This window comes from Demequina activiva (assembly GCF_016862815.1).
GTDB classification, from domain to species: Bacteria; Actinomycetota; Actinomycetes; order Actinomycetales; family Demequinaceae; genus Demequina; species Demequina activiva.
Genome location: NZ_BONR01000006.1, coordinates 43,267 through 60,055, shown reverse-complemented (window position 1 = coordinate 60,055; position 16,789 = coordinate 43,267). Strand labels below are relative to the sequence as shown.

Sequence of the window (16,789 nt, the reverse complement as noted above, 5' to 3'; positions counted from 1 at the left end):
CCAGGGGCTACTGCGCCGCCTCGAGCGACTCGCGCAGCTCCCGCATCGCTCGCTTGCGGACGTCGCGGGCCAGGCGGTCGAGGTAGAGCTTGCCGTCGAGGTGGTCGACCTCGTGGTTGATGAGCCGGGCCCAGATCTCCTCGCCCTCGACCACCACCTCGTTACCGTCGAGGTCCGTGCCCACGGCACGGGAGTAGGCGGGACGCTCGCACGGGTACCACAGCCCGGGGACGGACAGGCATCCCTCGTCCCCCAGCTCCTGGAGCTCCTCGGAGCGCTCGACGATCTCCGGGTTGAGGATGTAGCCGATGTCGCCGTCGATGTTCCAGGAGAAGGCCCTCAGGCTCACCCCGATCTGATTCGCCGCGAGACCCGCGCGCCCGTCGTGGTCGACGGTCTCGAGCAGGTCCTCGACGAGCGTGCGGACACGGTCGTCGGTGGTGGTGATGGGTTCGCACACGGTGCGCAGGACGGGGTCGCCGGTGGTCCGGATCTCACGCATGGCCATGCCCGGCATTGTCTCACGGCACGACGCCCGCTCCATCGTGGCTGGTCAATCCTCGGAACCGCAGTCCCGCTGTGACACCCTGGGAAGGTGACTGAGCCCACGACATGGTCTGCGCGGCACGTGCGCGAGCGCTGGCCCGTGCCCACGGAGTCCGACGACAAGTACTCGCGCGGCGTGGTGGGGGTGGTCGCCGGGTCCGACGCCTACCCGGGCGCGGCCGCGCTCGTCACCTCAGGAGCGGTCCGTTCCGGCGCCGGCATGGTCAGGTACGTGGGACCGCGGCGCGCCCAGGACCTGGTGCTCAGCCTCCGTCCCGAGTGCGTGGTGCACGATCCTGGCGACGCGGCCGAGTCGCTGCCGCGCGCACAGGCGTGGGTCGTGGGCCCAGGCGTGGCGGACTACCCCGAGCAGGACGCCGCGATCGGCGCGGTCATGGCCTCGGGAGCGCCCATGGTGGTCGACGCCGGCGGGCTCGAGGCCGTCGCTCGCTCGCGCGCGTCGGGGTCGCGCGAGACGGCTGCGGATCGGGTCCTGCTGACTCCGCATGCCGAGGAGCTCATGCGCACCCTGCAGGCGCTGCGCCACGACGTCACCGTCATGGACATCGCGGCCGACCGTGCTGGCCATGCTCGGCTGCTCGCGGAGACTGCTCGCGCGACCGTGCTCCTCAAGGGCGCGCGCACCATCGTCGCCTCGCCCGGTGGGCTGCTCATCGAGCTCCCCGAGGCCCCTGCATGGCTGGCGACGGCCGGCGCCGGCGACGTGCTCGCCGGGATTGCCGGCACGCTGCTGGCGGCGGGTCTGACGGCGGCCGATGCGGGAGCAGGGGCGGCGTGGATCCACGCCCGGGCTGCTGAGCGGGCCGGCGCCGGCGGACCGGTCGCCGCGCTGGACATCGCCTCCGCGCTTCCCGCCTGCATCGCGTTTTTGCTGGCACGGGACTGAACGGTTCGCCGCTGCCTCGGAATGTGGGGACGCCCCCTTGGCGTTCTCGTGGGTGCAGGACACCCCTAGGAGAAGGAGCAGAGCCATGAGTGGTTCAGACCGTTTGGACAACGCCGCCGAGGACGCCAAGGGCAAGATGAAGGAAGGCGCAGGCAAGGCGACGGACGACGAGCAGCTTGAGGCCGAGGGCAAGTGGGACCAGACCAAGGCAGACGCCAAGGACAAGGTCGAGGACGCGAAGGACGCCGTCGCGGAGAAGTACAACGAGGCAACTGACCGCGACAAGTGACGGGGGGCGCTCAGGCGCTCTCACCGCAGCTCAGCGGCGGCCATCCCACGGGGGTGGCCGCCGCTTCTGCTTATCGGGGCCGAGCCCCGTCGCGGCGCGGCTACACGAACGCGTAGAAGGTGAACACCACCACGGCGATCACCGCAAGCACCAGCAGCACGATCACGGCCGTCCTCAACGCCGCGAAGCGATCGACCGAGGGCAGCAGGGCGCGTGTCGCGGCGGACGTGAGCGCGCACGGGAAGAGGATGATGACCACGGATGCGGCCGCGGCAGCCCAGGGATCGTCCTGGCCCATGGCGATGAGCACCACGGGGACCACGGCCAGGACAGCGGCCATCGCTCCGAAGGCGACCGCCGCCTTGCCCAGCTCCTGGTCGTTGGTGCGGGCGAAGACCACGCGGCCCACGGTGTGTGCCACGAACGCGATGCCCACCACAGCGATGAGGATGCCCACCGCGGCGATCACGGCCAGTGCTGCGGAGTCGACCGTCGCGCCCGGCTCGTCGGCGATCGCCGCATACAGCGCCACGCCAGGGCCCCACACCACCGCGCTCAGGATCACGTAGATGGGTATCCCGGTGGCCGTCGCGAGCCACGCCGCTCGGGTGTTGCCGCCGTAGGGCCTGCTGGTCTGGGTGTCGTCGCTCATCATCCCAGCGTAGGTGGGCGCACGGTCAATGACCAGGTCAGACGGATGGCCCCTGCTGGCCGCCACCGGCGCTGGGCGTAGGCGGCTCGGTGCGCGGCGCATCCGCCTGTCGCTCAGGCGCGCCCTCGCGCGCCCCTTGCGCCTCGCGCGCCTCCTGCGCCAGGCGCGCCTCCTGGGCGACGCGCTCCTCCTGAGCCTGCCGCGGCTCCATGGCCTCGCGCACCACCGAGTGCGCCGTGCGCTCCAGCGGTTCATCGTCGTTGCGCCCATCGATCTTCGAGCTGCGCTGGCGGTTCTTGGCGCGCGTGAACGTGTCCCACCGCTGAAGGTTGCTGCGCTTGGCCGAGGTGGTGTGCTCGAACAGGTAGCGCGCGTTCTGATTGCGGTAGCGGCGGTAGAGCGTCGTGTAGACGAACCAGCCGATCACGAACGGCGCTGCGAACAGCACCAGTCCGAACAGCGCGGCACCGCCCTCGCCGTCCGAGGCCAGGACCACGGCCGCGCTCCCCTGGACCTGAGCCGCGATCACGCCGCCACCGTCACCAGGAACGCCATGGGCCACATCACGGCCGCTGCCAGTGCAGTGGACAGCAACGTCACACCCCACAGGCGAGACTTGTTGATGGGAACCGAGCCCATCACGTTCCCGTGGCGACCGTTGACGGCGATGTAGTGGACCATCACCTGGCCGTCGTCCTGCGTCTCCGCGTAGCTGTACAGCCAGATGGGCAGGAACAACGACGCCCACCGACTGCCGTGGACGTCCATCTCCTCATGCGTCCAGCGCACGCCGCGGTCATAGCCTGTGATGTCATCACGGATCGACTCGCGTGCCATGGTGAGGAACTGCGAGTGCGCCTTGCGCGCGACGTCGTCGATGTTGAGGTCCCGCTTCTCTGCGGAGGCCTCGCCCAGGTAGTTGCTGTCGAAGGCCACCATGTTCTTGACATCGAACGGCAGCAGCGAGTTGATGATGTTGTTCGTGTTCGAGCGATTGTCGATGTTCGACCGCGTCGCGGAGGACTCGACGATGAGGTCGTCGATGTGCAGGTCGAAGTCGCGGACCACGTCGTACACGTCCGCGTCGTAGTAGGTGGTGCGCGAGTTCTTGCCGGTCTGGACCGTGTACTTGCGCGTCAGCACCTCTCCCTGCCCGTGCAGGCGAGCGTTGACGTTGCCGTCGACGGTCATGTACGGCAGGTACACGCCTAGCACGTTGTCCGCCTTGAACTCCTCGCGGAACTTCTTGAGGGCGAAGAACGTGCGCTTGCCCGCGAACTCGCCGATGCGCGCCATCGCGTCCTGCTTGGTGACGTGGAAGGGCAGGATGCCGTCCGGCACAGCACCGTTGGGGATCTTGTCGTTGATCGACAGGATCGAGCGGCACCAGTGGCAGCGCGCCTCGAGCGTGCGTTCGGTGTCGACCACGACCTCCGACCCGCAGCCTGTGCACTTGATCGTGATGAGAGTGTCCGCGCTGGTGATGTCCGTCGCTCCCGACGTCATCACGCGCCCTGCGAGGTCGCCGATGCCCTCACCCAGACCGTGCGCCTCCTCGAGCCGCATCCCCACCCATTCGTAGCGACAGAATCCGCAGATGAGGCTCATGGTGTTGCCCTTGCGGCTGACCTCGGTGCTGCCGCACCGCGGGCAGTCGTCGTGGCCGTGCGCCTGGCCGGTGGTCGTGTCGATCAGGCGCGGGTCAGCGTTCTCGCTGATGGGCGGCTCGCCGGCGCCGCGGGGCTGCGGCGCGGGCGAGCCCGGGGAGCTGGTGGGCTCAGTCATGGGTCCTCCGAGGAACAGCGGCTAGAGGCCCAGAGCCTTGCGCTTGAGCGCGTCGAAGTCCTCCTGGGTGATCAGGCCCTCGTCCAGCATCGACTTCGCCTCGCGGATCTGGTCGGCGGCGCTCGCGCCGCCTCCCCCGCCGCCCTGCTGAGCCGGCGCGGCCTGCTGGCCAGAGCCTGCTTGACCGATGCCCTGCTGCGGGACCGGCTGCTGCCCAGGCTGGTTCTGCATGAGGCCACCGAGCGCGCCACCGGCCGCGTTCATGCCCATGCCCATGAAGGCGAGGCCGTCGCCGCCGCCGTTCTCGCCAGCGGACTGGATGCCGCGGGCGGCGGACTGCCGCAGGAACGAGTCGCCACGGCCACCCGAGAGCGCATCGGCCTTCTGCACGTCCTCCAGCAGCTTCGCTGTGGGGGCGTCGTACTCGATGGCCAGCAGCGCGGCGGCGTGGATGGTGATGCCCCGCTCGAGGGTCCACTTGTAGTGCTCCTCGACCACCTCGGACAGCGACCGCGCGAAGCCGAGTGCGTCGCCCTGGATCTTGGAGATCCGGTTGCCGCGCTCGCCGTCGTTCGTGTAGCGAGAGAACGCGGCCGACAGCGATCCCACGACCTCGTTGAACAGCTGCTCGGATACCGGGTTGTCGACGGCCGTGATGTCGAAGATCCCGGCGTTCTGGGTGATGTACTCCGCGGGCACGATGGACTTCGCGAACAGGATGGGGTCCACGACCTTGAGCGTGTAGGAGCCCCGTGTGACGGCGCCGGCCTGGGTGCCCAGATAGTGGTCATCCCAGTAGATGGGTCCCTGGGTGCCGAACCGGTTGTTCGGCACCTCCTTGAGGTTGACGTAGAAGGCCAGGTGCTGGGCACCGGGCTGGCCGCCGTACTTGAAGCGCTCCCAGGAGCTCTGCAGCGTCGACGAGAAGATGCCGCCGCCGGTGAACAGCGACTTCGCCTGCTGGTCATCGTTCGAGTAGATGTAGCCGCCGGCCTCGCCCACGAAGTTCGTGATCCGGCCGTCCTGGAAGGTGAGCAGACCCATGCCCTCCGGCACCACGATCTTGGAGCCGTCGGTGATGATGTTCTCGGAGCCGCGGACGTTGGAGCCGCGACCGGCGTTCTGTCCCTTGGGCACCGCGGGGAACATCACCGCCGTCGCAGGGACGTTGTCCGGCGGGATCAGGAAGTCGATCCACTGGTCGGCGAGCGTGCCGCCGATCGCCCCTGCTGCAGCCTGGATGAATCCCATGGGTGGTCCCCCTCTTCGCGGTCTGTGGCGCCAGGCTATCGCAGGTTCGCACACCGCGCCCAGGGTGAATATCGCGTCCAGCGGACCCCGCAGCAAGCACCTGTCACGGGTCGATCAGCAGGATCCTCACCGTCGCCGTGTCGCCGGCGTCGAGCCCCTCCTTGCGCCGCACCGGAGCCTTCACCGGCAGGATGTACGAGGCGTGCTCCTGAGACGGGAACATCGAGGTGTCCCACGTGCTCGAGCCAATGGTCACGCGCACCTTCACAGCGCCGAAGCCCCGCCCGGGACCCACCTGCTGCGCCTCGACCTGGTCGGCGATGTCCTCTGGGACGGTGAGGAACACCCATGCGGCGCCGTTGCCGGTCCAGCGCCACAGCACGGCGTCGAACAGGTAGTCAGGCATGTGCGGCGGGTGTGAGGAAGGTGACGGAGTCGAGTCCGGGTGGGCACAACGCGGCGATGAGCGCGTCGGTGGCGGCGAGCACATCTCGCCCGTAGACCTGCTTGGGCGCGTTCCCGCAATCCGGCGAGGTGGAGATCGTCACCATGCGCCCACGCTAGCAATGAGGGATGACATAGAGGGGGCAAGACTGGGATTTGCCTGACTAGGGCGCTTCTTCCTCCAGTCCATGCCCGTGAGGACCACCTCGGCGGCATCCAGATCTTGCAGCACCATGCGGTCGAGCTGGTCGCGCTGGAAGCTGAGGCTGGCGCGCGCTCATCGGCCGGGTGGCCCGCGAGCGCGCGTGCCGCCGCGCCTGCGATGTCAGGCCAGGGTGAGACCATGTCGGAAAGAGCGGGTGGCGGCAGGAGGTGGCGGGTGCGCGGCGAGGCGACGGTGCTCCACGCGGATCTCGACGCGTTCTACGCCTCGGTGGAGCAGCGGGACGATCCCGCGCTGCGGGGCCGTCCCGTGATCGTGGGCGGCGGAGTCGTGGTCGCCGCGAGCTACGAGGCGAAGGCACGAGGGGTGCGCACGGCGATGGGTGTGCAGCGGGCGCGCGCGCTGTGCCCCGACGCAGTCATCGTCCCGCCCCGGATGGAGGCCTACTCCGCGGCCAGCCGTGCGGTCTTCGAGGTGTTCCATGACACCACCCCCTCTGTGGAGGGGATCTCGATCGACGAGGCGTTCCTCGAGGTGGGGGGACTGCGCCGCATAGCAGGAGCCCCCGTCGAGATCGCCACACGGCTGCGGGAACGCGTGCGTGGCGACGTGGGCCTTCCCATCTCCGTGGGCGTCGCGAGAACCAAGTTCCTGGCGAAGGTCGCGAGCGCGGCAAGCAAACCTGACGGGCTCCTCGTGGTGGAGCCGGAAGGCGAGGAGGCGTTCCTCCATCCGCTCCCGGTCGAACGGCTCTGGGGCGTCGGCGCGGTGACCGCGGAGAAGCTGCACGCGCGAGGCATCTACACCGTCGGACAGCTGGCGGAGATCGAGGCGGCGACCGCCGAGCAGTGGCTCGGCAGGGCAGCCGGTGCCCAGCTGCATGCGCTGGCCCGGCTCCGAGATCCGCGGCCAGTCGAGACGACCAGGCGCCACGGATCCATCGGCTCGCAGCGCGCGCTCGGTAACCGGCCCCATTCGGGCGGTGAGCTCGAGCTGATCGTCACCCAGATCGTCGACGGGCTCGGGAAGCGCCTGCGCGATCGGGGATCCTCGTGCGCCACCGTCGTGCTGCGCCTCCGCTACGGCGACTTCACGAAGGCGACTCGATCGCGCACCCTCCCCGCGCCCACCGATCACACCGAGACGCTGCTGACGGTGGCCCACAGCCTGCTCGCCGCGGCAGATCGCGACATCGCCGAACGCGGCATCACCCTGATCGGAGTCTCGCTTTCACACGTCACTCGCGCTGGCACAGTTCAGGGGGAGCTCTCCCTCGACTGGAACGAGGGCGCGCGCACCGACGCCAGGCTGGACGTCGCGCTCGACGCGGTACGCGATCGGTTCGGCTCCTCCGCGGTCACCCGCGCGGCGCTCATCGGTCGCGACCCCGGATTGTCCGCGCCGCGGCTTCCCGAACACGAGTAGCGCAGTGCGAAGCGCTCGTGGCGGCGCGCAGTCCGTGCCCTGCCACTGAATCCGTGGAAGAGGACCGCCGTGATGCTGCTGACGGGTTCCGGCCCGACCCGGCTGACCCCGACGCGCTCTCGACCATTCGGCGCACCCCAGGGGATTCTCAGCGAGACCTCTGCCAAGTGGCGGGGCACCCCAGTAGCGAGTGCACACCGACGTGGGCCAGGTGGGGCTCGAACCCACGACCGACGGATTATGAGTCCGCTGCTCTAACCGGCTGAGCTACTGGCCCGGTGACCACCCCGCGGGCGGCCGCGCGCCAGTCTATCCGCGCCCGCGCATCGGCCCTTCGCGGGTGTCAGCGAGCCTGCCCGAGTCATGTAAACTCGTGCATCGCGATCCTCCATAGCTCAATTGGCAGAGCAGCCGACTGTTAATCGGCAGGTTGTTGGTTCGAGTCCAACTGGAGGAGCCCCTGAGAGCCGGTCCGCGATGCGGGCCGGCTCTTCTGCGTTCCTGGGGCGCTACGCCTCCGGGAGGTGAGCGGGGATGGTCACGGACCCGTCGTCAGCAAGGGTCCAGAACGGGTTGACCGCCAGCTCCCATACGTGGCCGTCCGGGTCTGCGACATAGCCGCTGTAGCCGCCCCACTCGGTCGCCACCGGCGCCCTGATCTCGGTCGCTCCTGCCTCCAGCGCGGACGCGAAGCGCTCGTCGACCTCTGCCTGGGACGGGTAGTTCTGCGCGAGGGTGATCGCTCCGGTCCCGAGCGAGGCGCGCGGCCGGCCCAGGTCCTCCGCGAGATCCGTTGCCGCGACATGACAGCCCTCCCGCGATTCACACCGCCGAGACGGCGTCCTCCTTGAACGTGCTCTCCTTGACCGCGCCGCCGCTGATGATGCGGTGGCGGATGGCCCCGGAGAGCGCATCCACGAGCAGCGTGACGGCGATCACCACGACGAGCGCGATGCCGATCTGCTCCCACTCGCGCCGGCCGAACAGCTGGCCCAGCAGCTGGCCGATGCCCCCCGCGCCGATGATGCCCAGCACGGCCGAGGCACGGATGTTGATCTCGAAGCGGTACAGCCAGAACGCCACGACCTCGGGCAGCACCTGCGACCAGTACGCCCAGCGCAGCACCGCGAGCTTGCGGGCGCCGGCGGCCCGGGCGGCCTCGACCGGGCCCGTGTCGATGCCCTCGAGCGCCTCCGCGGTGAGCTTGCCCAGCGTTCCGACGGCGCCCACTCCCAGCGCGACAGTTCCGGCCACCGGCCCGAAGCCGAAGATGGGCAGCATGATGATGATCGCGAACACCAGCTCCGGCACGGCGCGGATGAGGTTGAGGAAGCCACGGGTGACCTGGACGGTGACGCGGCCTGAGACGTTGCGCGCCGCGAGGAACCCGAACGGGATCGAAACGATGGCGCCGATGAGCGTTCCCACCCACGCCATGTACACCGACTCCATCATCTTCTCGAGCGCGAGTGTCCAGTAGCCGGACCACGGCTCGGCGAAGGGGTTCTCGAGAACGCCGTCGAGCATCAGCTGGAAGTAGCGCCAGCCATCCGTGAAGACTCCGGTGATCTCGCTCCACCTGGCGTTCGAGAGCCACACCGCGCCCCCGAAGATCACCAGCAGGGCGAGCCAGGTGAGCGTCGCCTTGGTCTTGGACGGCTCGCTGGGCCGGGGCGTCGTGACGGCCGACGCCGTGGCTGGCTGGGTGCGGTTGGTCGCGGCGCTCACACGAACCTCCGGCGCAGATACTGCGAGAGCTGGTCGATGAGCAGCACCACCACGAACAGCGCGACCACGATCGCCGCGACGTTCTCGTACTCGAAGCGCGAGAACTGCACGTTGATGACGGAGCCGATGCCGCCACCGCCGGCGATGCCGATCACGACCGAGGCGCGGATGTTGAGCTCGAAGATGTAGAGGCAGTACGACAGGTAGTTGGGCAGGATCTGCGGCATCACGGCCCAACGGGCGCGCGCGGCGGTGCCGGCGCCCGAGGCGTCAGCTGCCTCCAACGGACCGGTGTCGACGGCGTCGATGGTCTCGCTCGTGAGCTTCGCCGCGATGCCGATGTTGAACAGGATGAGCGCCAGGATGCCGGCGAGGGATCCCACGCCCACCAGGGCCACGAAGATCAGCACGTACGCGATGTCCGGCAGCGACCGCAGCACCGACAGGAACCACCGCGTCGCGCGGAAGCCCCACGCGGAACGGTTGGTGACGCGCGAGGCGAGGAACGCGAACAGCAGTCCGAGGCTCACGCCCACCGCGCTCGCCACGATCGAGATGGCGATGGTCTCGACCCATGCGTCCCACACCCGCCAGATGAACGGCCAGTTGGGGCTGAGGAACTGCTCGATGACCACCCAGCCGTTGGACCAGTTCTCGACGAGCGGCCTCAGCGAGAAGCCCAGGGAGTGGCCGGCCCACCAGGTGAACGCCGCGGCGACCACCAGGCCGCCGATCACCACCGGGGACGGCGCAGGCTTGCGGGGGCGGTCCGTCGCTGCCGCGCGAGGGGGCGCTTCGACGCTCATGCGCTCTCGGTGAGGGTGTCGTCCGCGGTCAGCGAGCGCCCGTAGATGCGCTCGAACACCGCATCGTCCGCCTCCGCGCCGGTGCCGTCGAACACGACCTTCCCGTCGCGCATGCCGATCACGCGGTCGCCGAACGCGCGCGCCAGGTCCAGGAAGTGCAGGTTCACGACTGTCGTGATGCCCAGGTCGCGGTTGATGCGCTGCAGGTCCTTCATCACCATCTGCGCCGTGGGAGGGTCGAGCGAGGCCACTGGCTCATCCGCGAGCATCACCGTGGGGTCCTGGGCCAATGCGCGGGCGATGGCGACCCGCTGCTGCTGACCGCCCGACAGCTCGGATGCGCGTGTCCACGCCTTCTCGACGATGCCCACGCGCTCGAGCGACTGGAAGCCGCGCTCCTTCTCCTCCTTGCTCCACAGCCCCAGCAGCGAGCGCCACCACGGGATGTCGTGCAGCTGGCCCATGATGACGTTGTTCATCACGGAGGTGCGCTTCACCAGGTTGAACGACTGGAAGATCATGCCGATCTTGGATCGGATCGCCCGCAGCTCACGCTTGGAGGCCCCGGAGACCTCCATGTCGTCCACCGTGAGGGTTCCGGACGTGACGGGCACCAGCCCGTTGATGGTGCGGATGAGAGTGGACTTTCCTGCGCCGGACAGGCCGACGACCACGACGAACTGGCCGTCGGGGATCTGCAGGTCGACGCCGTCCAGTCCGATCACGCCGTTGGGATACCGGACGGTCACGTCCTTGAGCTCGATCATGGATTCACTGTTTCACGAAATGGTTCCGGCCATGAGACGCCGTCGCGGTGACCGCCGCCCACGCGGGGCTGCGGTCACCGCGACGGTCAGACGTCTCAGCCTTCGCCGAAGTTCGCCGCCACCTGGCGGGCCTCGTCGAGTGCAGCGGTGTCCGCGGGCTCGAGGCCCTCGATGTTGTAGACCGCGTCCAGGGCGGCGAGGCCCTCCTCAGTCTCTGCGATCGCCATCAGCGCCTCCGTGATCTGCTGCTGCGCCTCAGCGGACAGGTCCGACGAGAGCACCACGCCGTCGTTGGGGATGTTGGTCGAGTACGCGAAGACCACGACCTGCTCGCCCACGTCGGGGAACTCGGCTGCGAGCTCAGAGCGCGCGTCGTTGAACGAGGTGCCGACCACGGCGTCGCCGTCGTACACGGCCTGGACCGCCTGCGGGTGGCCGCCGGCGAAGAACGAGCCGGTCAGGTCGACCAGCGGGTCGATGCCGAGGATCGACTCGAGCTGCGTCGCCGGGTAGTAGTAGCCGGACGCCGAGCTCTCATCCACGAACGCGATCTGCGAGCTGGGGTCGATGAGCGCGAGCGCATCCTCGCCCTGAGGGCCGTCGTAGCCGGTCGCACCGTTGCAGTACGAGTAGTTCACGCCCTCGTCGTCCGCCTCGGTGGTGACCTCGTCCATGCAGAACGTGTCGGGGTCGTTCGTCATCCACTGCGTGACGTAGCTGGAGGAGCCGTAGCGGACCGACTGCAGCACGGGCACCGCGCCGGCCTCGTCGACGGCCTGGACCATCGCGATCGGGCCCAGGAAGCCGATGTCCGCCTGGTCGGTCTGCATCGCGACCACCACGGCCGCGTAGCTGTCCGGGATGAACGTGGTGACCTCGACGCCGAGCTCCGCGGCGAGCAGCTCTGCGAGCACGTCGCCATCGGTGACCAGCTGGTCGACCTCGTCGGACGGGACGAGACCCAGGATGAGCTCCTCGGGAAGACCCTCGCCGCCCTCCATGGCGTCGTCGGTCTCCTCGGCAGTGGCCGTCGAGTCCGTCGTGACGTCGTCCTCGGGCTCGTCGGAGCTGGCGCAGCCGGCCACGACCAGCGCGGTCGCTCCGACCAGCGCGGCGGCGGCCAGGGGGTTGAACGTGGTTCGCACAGTGTCACCTTTCGGTTCGGGATCTCATGCGACGCCGAATGGCGTCGTCAGACGCCGCGGCATCGCGGCCTTCCATCGAACCTATACACAGCCGCGCAGCGTTCGCGCGCTTGAGCCCAGAATTTTCACATCGGTAACAGCGCGTTCACGAGACTGTGGCCGTCCCGTGACATCCGCTGTCCACTCGGCGTCACGGCTCGCGCAGGGACCGGCGCGCTGTCTCGAGGCGGATGATCTCGGCGAACGCGGCCTGACCCTCCTCGGTGCCTGCTCCGGCGCGCTGCATGCGGCCGCGGAGATCCCCGATCCGGCGTGTGATGCTGAGATCGAGCACGCGAGCCAGCACTGTCGCGCCCCAGTGGCCCAGCGCGTCCGGCCGGTCGTGCGGCAGCGGCGTCACCGCGAGCTCGGAGACCACGACCGCGAGCGTGGGACCGGCCTGTTCCGCGACATCGTTGGCCCAGTCGGAGCCCACGCTCCCCGGAACGCCAGTGGCCTGGATGGCCTCGTACACGGCGCGGTACTGCGGCACGGTGTAGGCGGCGGCGTCGAGATCGGCGATCACCTGCGCGCCCAGCGGGTCGCTCGCCACCTCGCGCGGAGACTGCAGCAGCACGCCGAGAGACATGGCCTCGGCACGCACCACGGGATCCCGAGGATTGGGACGGGCCGATGCGACGGCGGGGTCCACGGGGATGGCACCGGTGGCGGCGGGTGGCTCGTGCGACGAGCCCTGGCGCGCGCGACCGGCGTCCTTCACGGCGCGCGTCACGGCGTCCACGTCCATGCCCAGCCAGCCGGCGAGGCGCCGCGCATACTCCGGCTGGAGCGCACGATCCTTGATCCCCCCGACCACGGGAGCGGCAGCGCGCAGGGCCGCCACCCGGCCCTCGGCGGTCTCGAGGTCGTGCGAGCTCAACGACGTACGGATCACGAACTCGAACAGGGGCACGCGCCGATCGAGCAGCGCCCGCACCGCCTCGTCTCCCCCGTCCTGGCGCAGGTCGCACGGATCCTTACCGTCCGGGTCGACGGCGACGAACGTCTGGGCGAGGAACTGCTGGTCCAGCTGGAAGGACTTGAGCGCGGCGTTCTGGCCCGCCTCGTCGCCATCGAACGTGAAGACCACCTTGGCGCCGGACTCGCCGATCTTGGTCTGCGGCCCACCGGTGTCGCCCATGAGCCTGCGCACCACCTTGACGTGGTCCGTACCGAACGCGGTGCCGCACGTGGCGACGGCGTTGGTGATGCCGGCCAGGTGGCACGCCATCACGTCCGTGTAGCCCTCGACCACCACGGCCGTGCGCTCGGTGCGGATCGCGCTCTTCGCGAGGTCGAGGCCGTAGAGCACCTGGGCCTTCTTGTAGAGGGCCGTCTCGGGGGTGTTGAGGTACTTGGGGCCCTGATCGTCCTCGTGCAGTCGACGAGCGCCAAAGCCGATCACCTCTCCCGTCACGTCCCGGATGGGCCACACCAGACGTCCGCGAAAGCGGTCGTAGACGCCTTTCGCCCCCTCGGACACCAGCCCGGACGCGCGCAGCTCGTCGATGGTGAAGCCGCTCGACTTGAGGTGGTCGCTCAGGTGCGACCAGCCCTGAGGCGCATAGCCCACGCCGAACATCTCCGCCGCCGCGCGATCGAACCCTCGCTCGCGCAGGAAGTCCCGTCCGATGCGCGCCTCAGGGCTCGCGAGCTGCTCGGCGAAGTAGGCGGCAGCGACCCGGTGGGCCTCGAGCAGCCGCTTGCGCTGGCCGCTGGTGCCCTCTCGCTTCGCACTCCCGCCCGCCTCGTAGCGGAGCTGGACGCCCGCGCGCTCGGCGAGGTACTCGACGGCCTCCGCGAAGGGCAGCCCGTCCAGGCGCATCACGAACTCGATGACGTCGCCGCCCTCGCCGCAGCCAAAGCAATGCCAGCGGCCGGCGGCGGGGCGAACGTTGAAGGACGGCGTGCGCTCGTCGTGGAACGGGCACAATCCCTTGAGCGTCCCCACGCCGGCACTCTTGAGGGCGACGTGCTGGCCGATGATCTCCTCGATCGGCGCGCGCTCGCGGACCGCCGCGATGTCGTCCCGATTGATGGTGCCTGCCACGGCATCACCCTACTCGCGCCACCACTGCCGCCCGGCCGCGAGCGGCACCCGCGCATCGGCCCACCGCGAACAGCGCACGCCCCCGCCTCCAGAGGTCAGTAGGCTGTTCGGGAACCTCCACGAAAGGATCCCGTTGTGAGAGTCGATGCCTTCCTCGCTGACTCGGCCGAGGTCGTCCAGGGCAAGATCTACGCGCTGGGCGCCGGATGGAACACCATCTACGTGCGCCAGTTCCCCGCCGCCCACCGCCGCCTCGCCGTGGGCGCGACCGTGCATGTGCCGTTCACCGCGACCAACGTGACCCACCAGTTCGAGCTCAAGCTCGTCACCGAGGACGGCAAGGACTACCCCATCGGCGTGCGCGCGGACTCCGAGGGCAAGGCCGCCCCTGTGCGCGCCATGGGTGGCGAGTTCACGCTCGGGCGTCCCCCGCAGCTCGCTGACGGCGACGAGCAGGTCGCCTGCTTCGCGTTCACCATCGACGGACTGCGCTTCGCCGAGGCCGGCATGTTCGCCTGGGTGATCTCCGTGGACGGCGAAGAGGTGTCGCGCCTGCCCATGCGCGTCAAGCAGGCCCAGCAGCAGTAGCCCGAGACCTCACTTGGAGCTGTATTCGGGGCTGATCTACCCCGCCGTGCTGGTGTGGTGTGCCGTGCTGGCCGCGACGGGCATCGTCACGATGGTCTGGGTGCGCGCCCACCGTGTCCTGCAAGGGGTGGTCACCGGCATGTGGATCGTCACCGCGATCCAGCTGGTGACGGTCCTGGTGCTGCTGATCAGCGGCAACGATGCGGGCATCGTGCTGACGCTGGGCTACCTGCTGGCGTCGGTGGCGCTCATCCCGCTGCTGGGAATCGGCCGTCTGGGCGCACCCGACGCCGCGGCACTCGACCCCGACCCGAACCGCCCGGTGCTGCAGCCGGACCAGATCGCCCGCGTCGACGGCGGCGCGGCGCTCATCATCGCGATCGCGGCCGCCGTGCTGGCGTGGCGCGTGGCCGTCCTCCTCGGCGCCGCATGAACCCCATCGGCCGCATCCTGCTGATCGTCGCGTACGCCGTGCTCGGCCTTGCCGCGACGGGCCGGTCCGTCGTGCAGATCTCGACCAGGCTCTCCGAGGCGCCGCTGCCCTACCTGCTCTCGGGCGCATCGGCGATCCTGTACGTGCTGATCGCGATCGCTCTGTGGCGCGGATGGCGACGCGTCGCGATCGTCGGGACCACCGTCGAGCTGGTGGGCGTCATCGTGGTGGGCGCACTGGGCTACCTCGCGCCGGACCTGTGGCCGGATGAGACGGTCTGGACGGGCTTCGGCTCGGCCTACGGGTGGGTGCCCCTGGCCCTCCCCGTGATCGCCTTGGTGGTGCTGGTGCGGGGCTCACGCGCATCGGCCGTGGTCGACGCGTCGGGCGGGGCCTGACTGGCCCCAGCCCTCACGGGCTGAGGCAGTACTTGTGGTGCCAGTTGTACGCGGACGTGTCGGTGAGCGAGGCGACCTGGTCCACGGCGACGCGCAGTCGCTCGGCGTCTCCGGAGGCCTCCGCGTAGTCGAGAGCGAACTGCGGCTCCATCGCGGCAGCTCCGCGGTCCGCGATCGCCCGCACCAGCTCCTGCAGCACCTTGCGCTGCTTCGCGTAGGTGGGGCTCGTCTCGCGCGGCGCCATCAGGAAGTGCACGGCGATGCCCTTGAGCATGAGGATCTCGTCCAGCGTGTCCTGCGGCACCACCAGCGACGCGTCGTGCCGGGTCAGCGCGCCCTCGCCGTGCTGCGCCCGGGTGGCCGTGATGATCGCCTGCGCGAAGCGGCCGATGATCTGGCTGGTCATGTCCTTCAGCGCGGCGAGCGAGCGGCGCGACCCGTCGTAGTCATCCGCCCACCACTGGAACGCCTGCAGGCGCGCGAGCGCGTCGAGGAGAGGCTCGTCCTCCCCCGCTCCGTACCATTCGCGCACGTGAGCGATCACGTCTCGCGCCTGGCCCGGGTCGCGGAGCGTGGACAGCTTCATGGAGCGGTACACGATCGAGTCCTCGAGGTCGTGGACCGAGTATGAGATGTCGTCCGCGACGTCCATCACCTGCGCCTCGAAGCTCTGCTGGGTCCCCACGGATCCTTCGCGCAGCCACTCGAACACGGGCAGATCGTCCTCGTAGACACCGAACTTGCGGGACTCCGTGCCATCCGGCCGGCGCGGCGCGGCTGGCTCGCGCCACGGATACTTCACCGCGGCGTCGAGGCTCGCGCGCGTGAGGTTGAGCCCCACGCAGCGGCCCGTGGCCGGATCGATCGACTTGGGCTCGAGGCGCGTCAGCAGGCGCAGCGTCTGGGCGTTGCCCTCGAAGCCGCCGATCTCCCGACTGACCGCATCGAGGGCCCGCTCCCCGTTGTGTCCGAACGGCGGGTGGCCCAGGTCGTGTGCCAGGCACGCGGCGTCGACGATGTCGGGCGAGCATCCCAGGGCCTTGCCCAGCTCGCGTCCCACCTGCGCCACCTCGAGGGAATGCGTGAGGCGCGTGCGGACGAAGTCCCCGGAGCCGAGTCCCAGGATCTGCGTCTTCGCTCCGAGCCGTCGCAGCGCGCTCGAATGCACGATGCGCGCACGGTCGCGCTCGAACGGCGTGCGCTCGGCGGCCTTGGCCGGCTCCGGGATCCAGCGCTCGACATCCGCGTCGCGGTAGCCCTCGGGTAGGTCGGTCACACCTCGATGCTATCCGGCACCCGCATGAGCGCCGCGAACGCCCCGCGTGGGCGTCATCGGATGTTCGCCCTGGCAGCCGCGCCACGTCAGCGCCGAT

Annotated in this window: 20 protein-coding genes and 2 tRNA genes; 7 read left to right on the top strand and 15 right to left on the bottom strand. The window is 69.5% G+C overall.

From position 1 onward, the window contains the following. Positions 1-7: 7 nt before the first annotated feature. Complete coding sequence (def, locus tag Dac01nite_RS11465; protein WP_203657111.1) at positions 8-508, bottom strand: peptide deformylase; 501 nt, start codon at positions 506-508, stop codon at positions 8-10. Positions 509-595: 87 nt separating this feature from the next. Between def and Dac01nite_RS11460 the strand changes: the two genes are divergently transcribed. Then, a complete protein-coding gene (locus tag Dac01nite_RS11460; RefSeq protein WP_203657108.1) occupies positions 596-1,453 on the top strand; it encodes an NAD(P)H-hydrate dehydratase in 858 nt (285 codons plus the stop codon). An 85-nt stretch (positions 1,454-1,538) separates the two neighbouring features. Beyond that, positions 1,539-1,742 (top strand): CsbD family protein, encoded by a 204-nt coding sequence (locus Dac01nite_RS11455; RefSeq protein WP_203657106.1) that lies wholly within the window; start codon positions 1,539-1,541, stop codon positions 1,740-1,742. A gap of 100 nt (positions 1,743-1,842) precedes the next feature. Here the strand turns inward: Dac01nite_RS11455 and Dac01nite_RS11450 are convergent, their stop codons facing one another. From Dac01nite_RS11450 to Dac01nite_RS11425, 6 genes are all read right to left on the bottom strand, one after another. After that, positions 1,843-2,394 (bottom strand): hypothetical protein, encoded by a 552-nt coding sequence (locus tag Dac01nite_RS11450; RefSeq protein WP_203657104.1) that lies wholly within the window; start codon positions 2,392-2,394, stop codon positions 1,843-1,845. Positions 2,395-2,431: 37 nt separating this feature from the next. Further along, positions 2,432-2,923: a hypothetical protein gene (locus tag Dac01nite_RS11445; protein WP_203657103.1), complete on the bottom strand. Its 492-nt coding sequence runs from the start codon at positions 2,921-2,923 to the stop codon at positions 2,432-2,434. Further along, positions 2,920-4,179, bottom strand: a complete 1,260-nt coding sequence (locus Dac01nite_RS11440) for a TFIIB-type zinc ribbon-containing protein (RefSeq protein ID WP_203657101.1) — start codon at positions 4,177-4,179, stop codon at positions 2,920-2,922. Before Dac01nite_RS11440 ends, Dac01nite_RS11445 begins: the two co-directional genes overlap by 4 nt. A 21-nt stretch (positions 4,180-4,200) precedes the next feature. Further along, positions 4,201-5,430, bottom strand: coding sequence for an SHOCT domain-containing protein (locus tag Dac01nite_RS11435; protein ID WP_203657099.1), 1,230 nt, complete (start codon positions 5,428-5,430; stop codon positions 4,201-4,203). 103 nt (positions 5,431-5,533) lie between these two features. Continuing rightward, entirely contained in the window at positions 5,534-5,836 is a 303-nt protein-coding gene (locus tag Dac01nite_RS11430; protein WP_203657097.1) for a DUF1905 domain-containing protein, read from the bottom strand. Next, on the bottom strand, positions 5,829-5,981 hold the full coding sequence (locus Dac01nite_RS11425) for a hypothetical protein (protein ID WP_203657095.1): 153 nt from the start codon (positions 5,979-5,981) through the stop codon (positions 5,829-5,831). The genes Dac01nite_RS11430 and Dac01nite_RS11425 overlap by 8 nt, the downstream gene beginning before the upstream one ends. Before the next feature lie 272 nt (positions 5,982-6,253). Here Dac01nite_RS11425 and dinB point away from each other — a divergent pair, with 272 nt between their 5' ends. Continuing rightward, positions 6,254-7,462 (top strand): DNA polymerase IV, encoded by a 1,209-nt coding sequence (gene dinB, locus Dac01nite_RS11420; protein WP_203657254.1) that lies wholly within the window; start codon positions 6,254-6,256, stop codon positions 7,460-7,462. Between the two features lie 203 nt (positions 7,463-7,665). Here dinB and Dac01nite_RS11415 read toward each other — a convergent pair. Then, positions 7,666-7,739: transfer RNA gene (locus Dac01nite_RS11415), tRNA-Ile, on the bottom strand. A 107-nt stretch (positions 7,740-7,846) separates the two neighbouring features. On the opposite strand from Dac01nite_RS11415, the gene Dac01nite_RS11410 reads away from it, so the two are divergent. Continuing rightward, a tRNA-Asn gene (locus tag Dac01nite_RS11410) sits at positions 7,847-7,919 on the top strand. A 52-nt stretch (positions 7,920-7,971) separates the two neighbouring features. Here Dac01nite_RS11410 and Dac01nite_RS11405 read toward each other — a convergent pair. From Dac01nite_RS11405 to dnaG, 6 genes are all read right to left on the bottom strand, one after another. After that, entirely contained in the window at positions 7,972-8,376 is a 405-nt protein-coding gene (locus tag Dac01nite_RS11405) for a VOC family protein (RefSeq protein WP_203657094.1), read from the bottom strand. Next, on the bottom strand, positions 8,285-9,190 hold the full coding sequence (gene phnE / locus Dac01nite_RS11400) for a phosphonate ABC transporter, permease protein PhnE (RefSeq protein ID WP_203657093.1): 906 nt from the start codon (positions 9,188-9,190) through the stop codon (positions 8,285-8,287). Before phnE (Dac01nite_RS11400) ends, Dac01nite_RS11405 begins: the two co-directional genes overlap by 92 nt. After that, positions 9,187-9,996 (bottom strand): phosphonate ABC transporter, permease protein PhnE, encoded by an 810-nt coding sequence (gene phnE / locus Dac01nite_RS11395; RefSeq protein WP_203657092.1) that lies wholly within the window; start codon positions 9,994-9,996, stop codon positions 9,187-9,189. Before phnE (Dac01nite_RS11395) ends, phnE (Dac01nite_RS11400) begins: the two co-directional genes overlap by 4 nt. Continuing rightward, positions 9,993-10,763, bottom strand: coding sequence for a phosphonate ABC transporter ATP-binding protein (gene phnC, locus Dac01nite_RS11390; RefSeq protein ID WP_203657091.1), 771 nt, complete (start codon positions 10,761-10,763; stop codon positions 9,993-9,995). The genes phnE (Dac01nite_RS11395) and phnC overlap by 4 nt, the downstream gene beginning before the upstream one ends. A gap of 95 nt (positions 10,764-10,858) precedes the next feature. Continuing rightward, positions 10,859-11,908 (bottom strand): phosphate/phosphite/phosphonate ABC transporter substrate-binding protein, encoded by a 1,050-nt coding sequence (locus Dac01nite_RS11385; RefSeq protein ID WP_239066636.1) that lies wholly within the window; start codon positions 11,906-11,908, stop codon positions 10,859-10,861. Positions 11,909-12,098: 190 nt separating this feature from the next. After that, on the bottom strand, positions 12,099-13,997 hold the full coding sequence (dnaG, locus tag Dac01nite_RS11380; protein ID WP_203657090.1) for a DNA primase: 1,899 nt from the start codon (positions 13,995-13,997) through the stop codon (positions 12,099-12,101). Between the two features lie 135 nt (positions 13,998-14,132). Between dnaG and Dac01nite_RS11375 the strand changes: the two genes are divergently transcribed. Genes Dac01nite_RS11375 through Dac01nite_RS11365 form a run of 3 tightly spaced genes read left to right on the top strand, consistent with a single transcriptional unit; the run spans position 14,133 to position 15,416 of the window. After that, on the top strand, positions 14,133-14,585 hold the full coding sequence (locus Dac01nite_RS11375) for a DUF6941 family protein (RefSeq protein ID WP_203657086.1): 453 nt from the start codon (positions 14,133-14,135) through the stop codon (positions 14,583-14,585). Between the two features lie 13 nt (positions 14,586-14,598). Beyond that, complete coding sequence (locus Dac01nite_RS11370; RefSeq protein WP_203657084.1) at positions 14,599-15,018, top strand: hypothetical protein; 420 nt, start codon at positions 14,599-14,601, stop codon at positions 15,016-15,018. Further along, the gene (locus tag Dac01nite_RS11365; RefSeq protein ID WP_203657082.1) at positions 15,015-15,416 is read left to right on the top strand and encodes a hypothetical protein; all 402 of its coding nucleotides are present in this window, start codon (positions 15,015-15,017) and stop codon (positions 15,414-15,416) included. The genes Dac01nite_RS11370 and Dac01nite_RS11365 overlap by 4 nt, the downstream gene beginning before the upstream one ends. A 13-nt stretch (positions 15,417-15,429) precedes the next feature. Here Dac01nite_RS11365 and Dac01nite_RS11360 read toward each other — a convergent pair whose 3' ends face one another. Next, positions 15,430-16,692, bottom strand: coding sequence for a deoxyguanosinetriphosphate triphosphohydrolase (locus Dac01nite_RS11360; protein WP_203657080.1), 1,263 nt, complete (start codon positions 16,690-16,692; stop codon positions 15,430-15,432). Between the last annotated feature and the right edge of the window lie 97 nt (positions 16,693-16,789).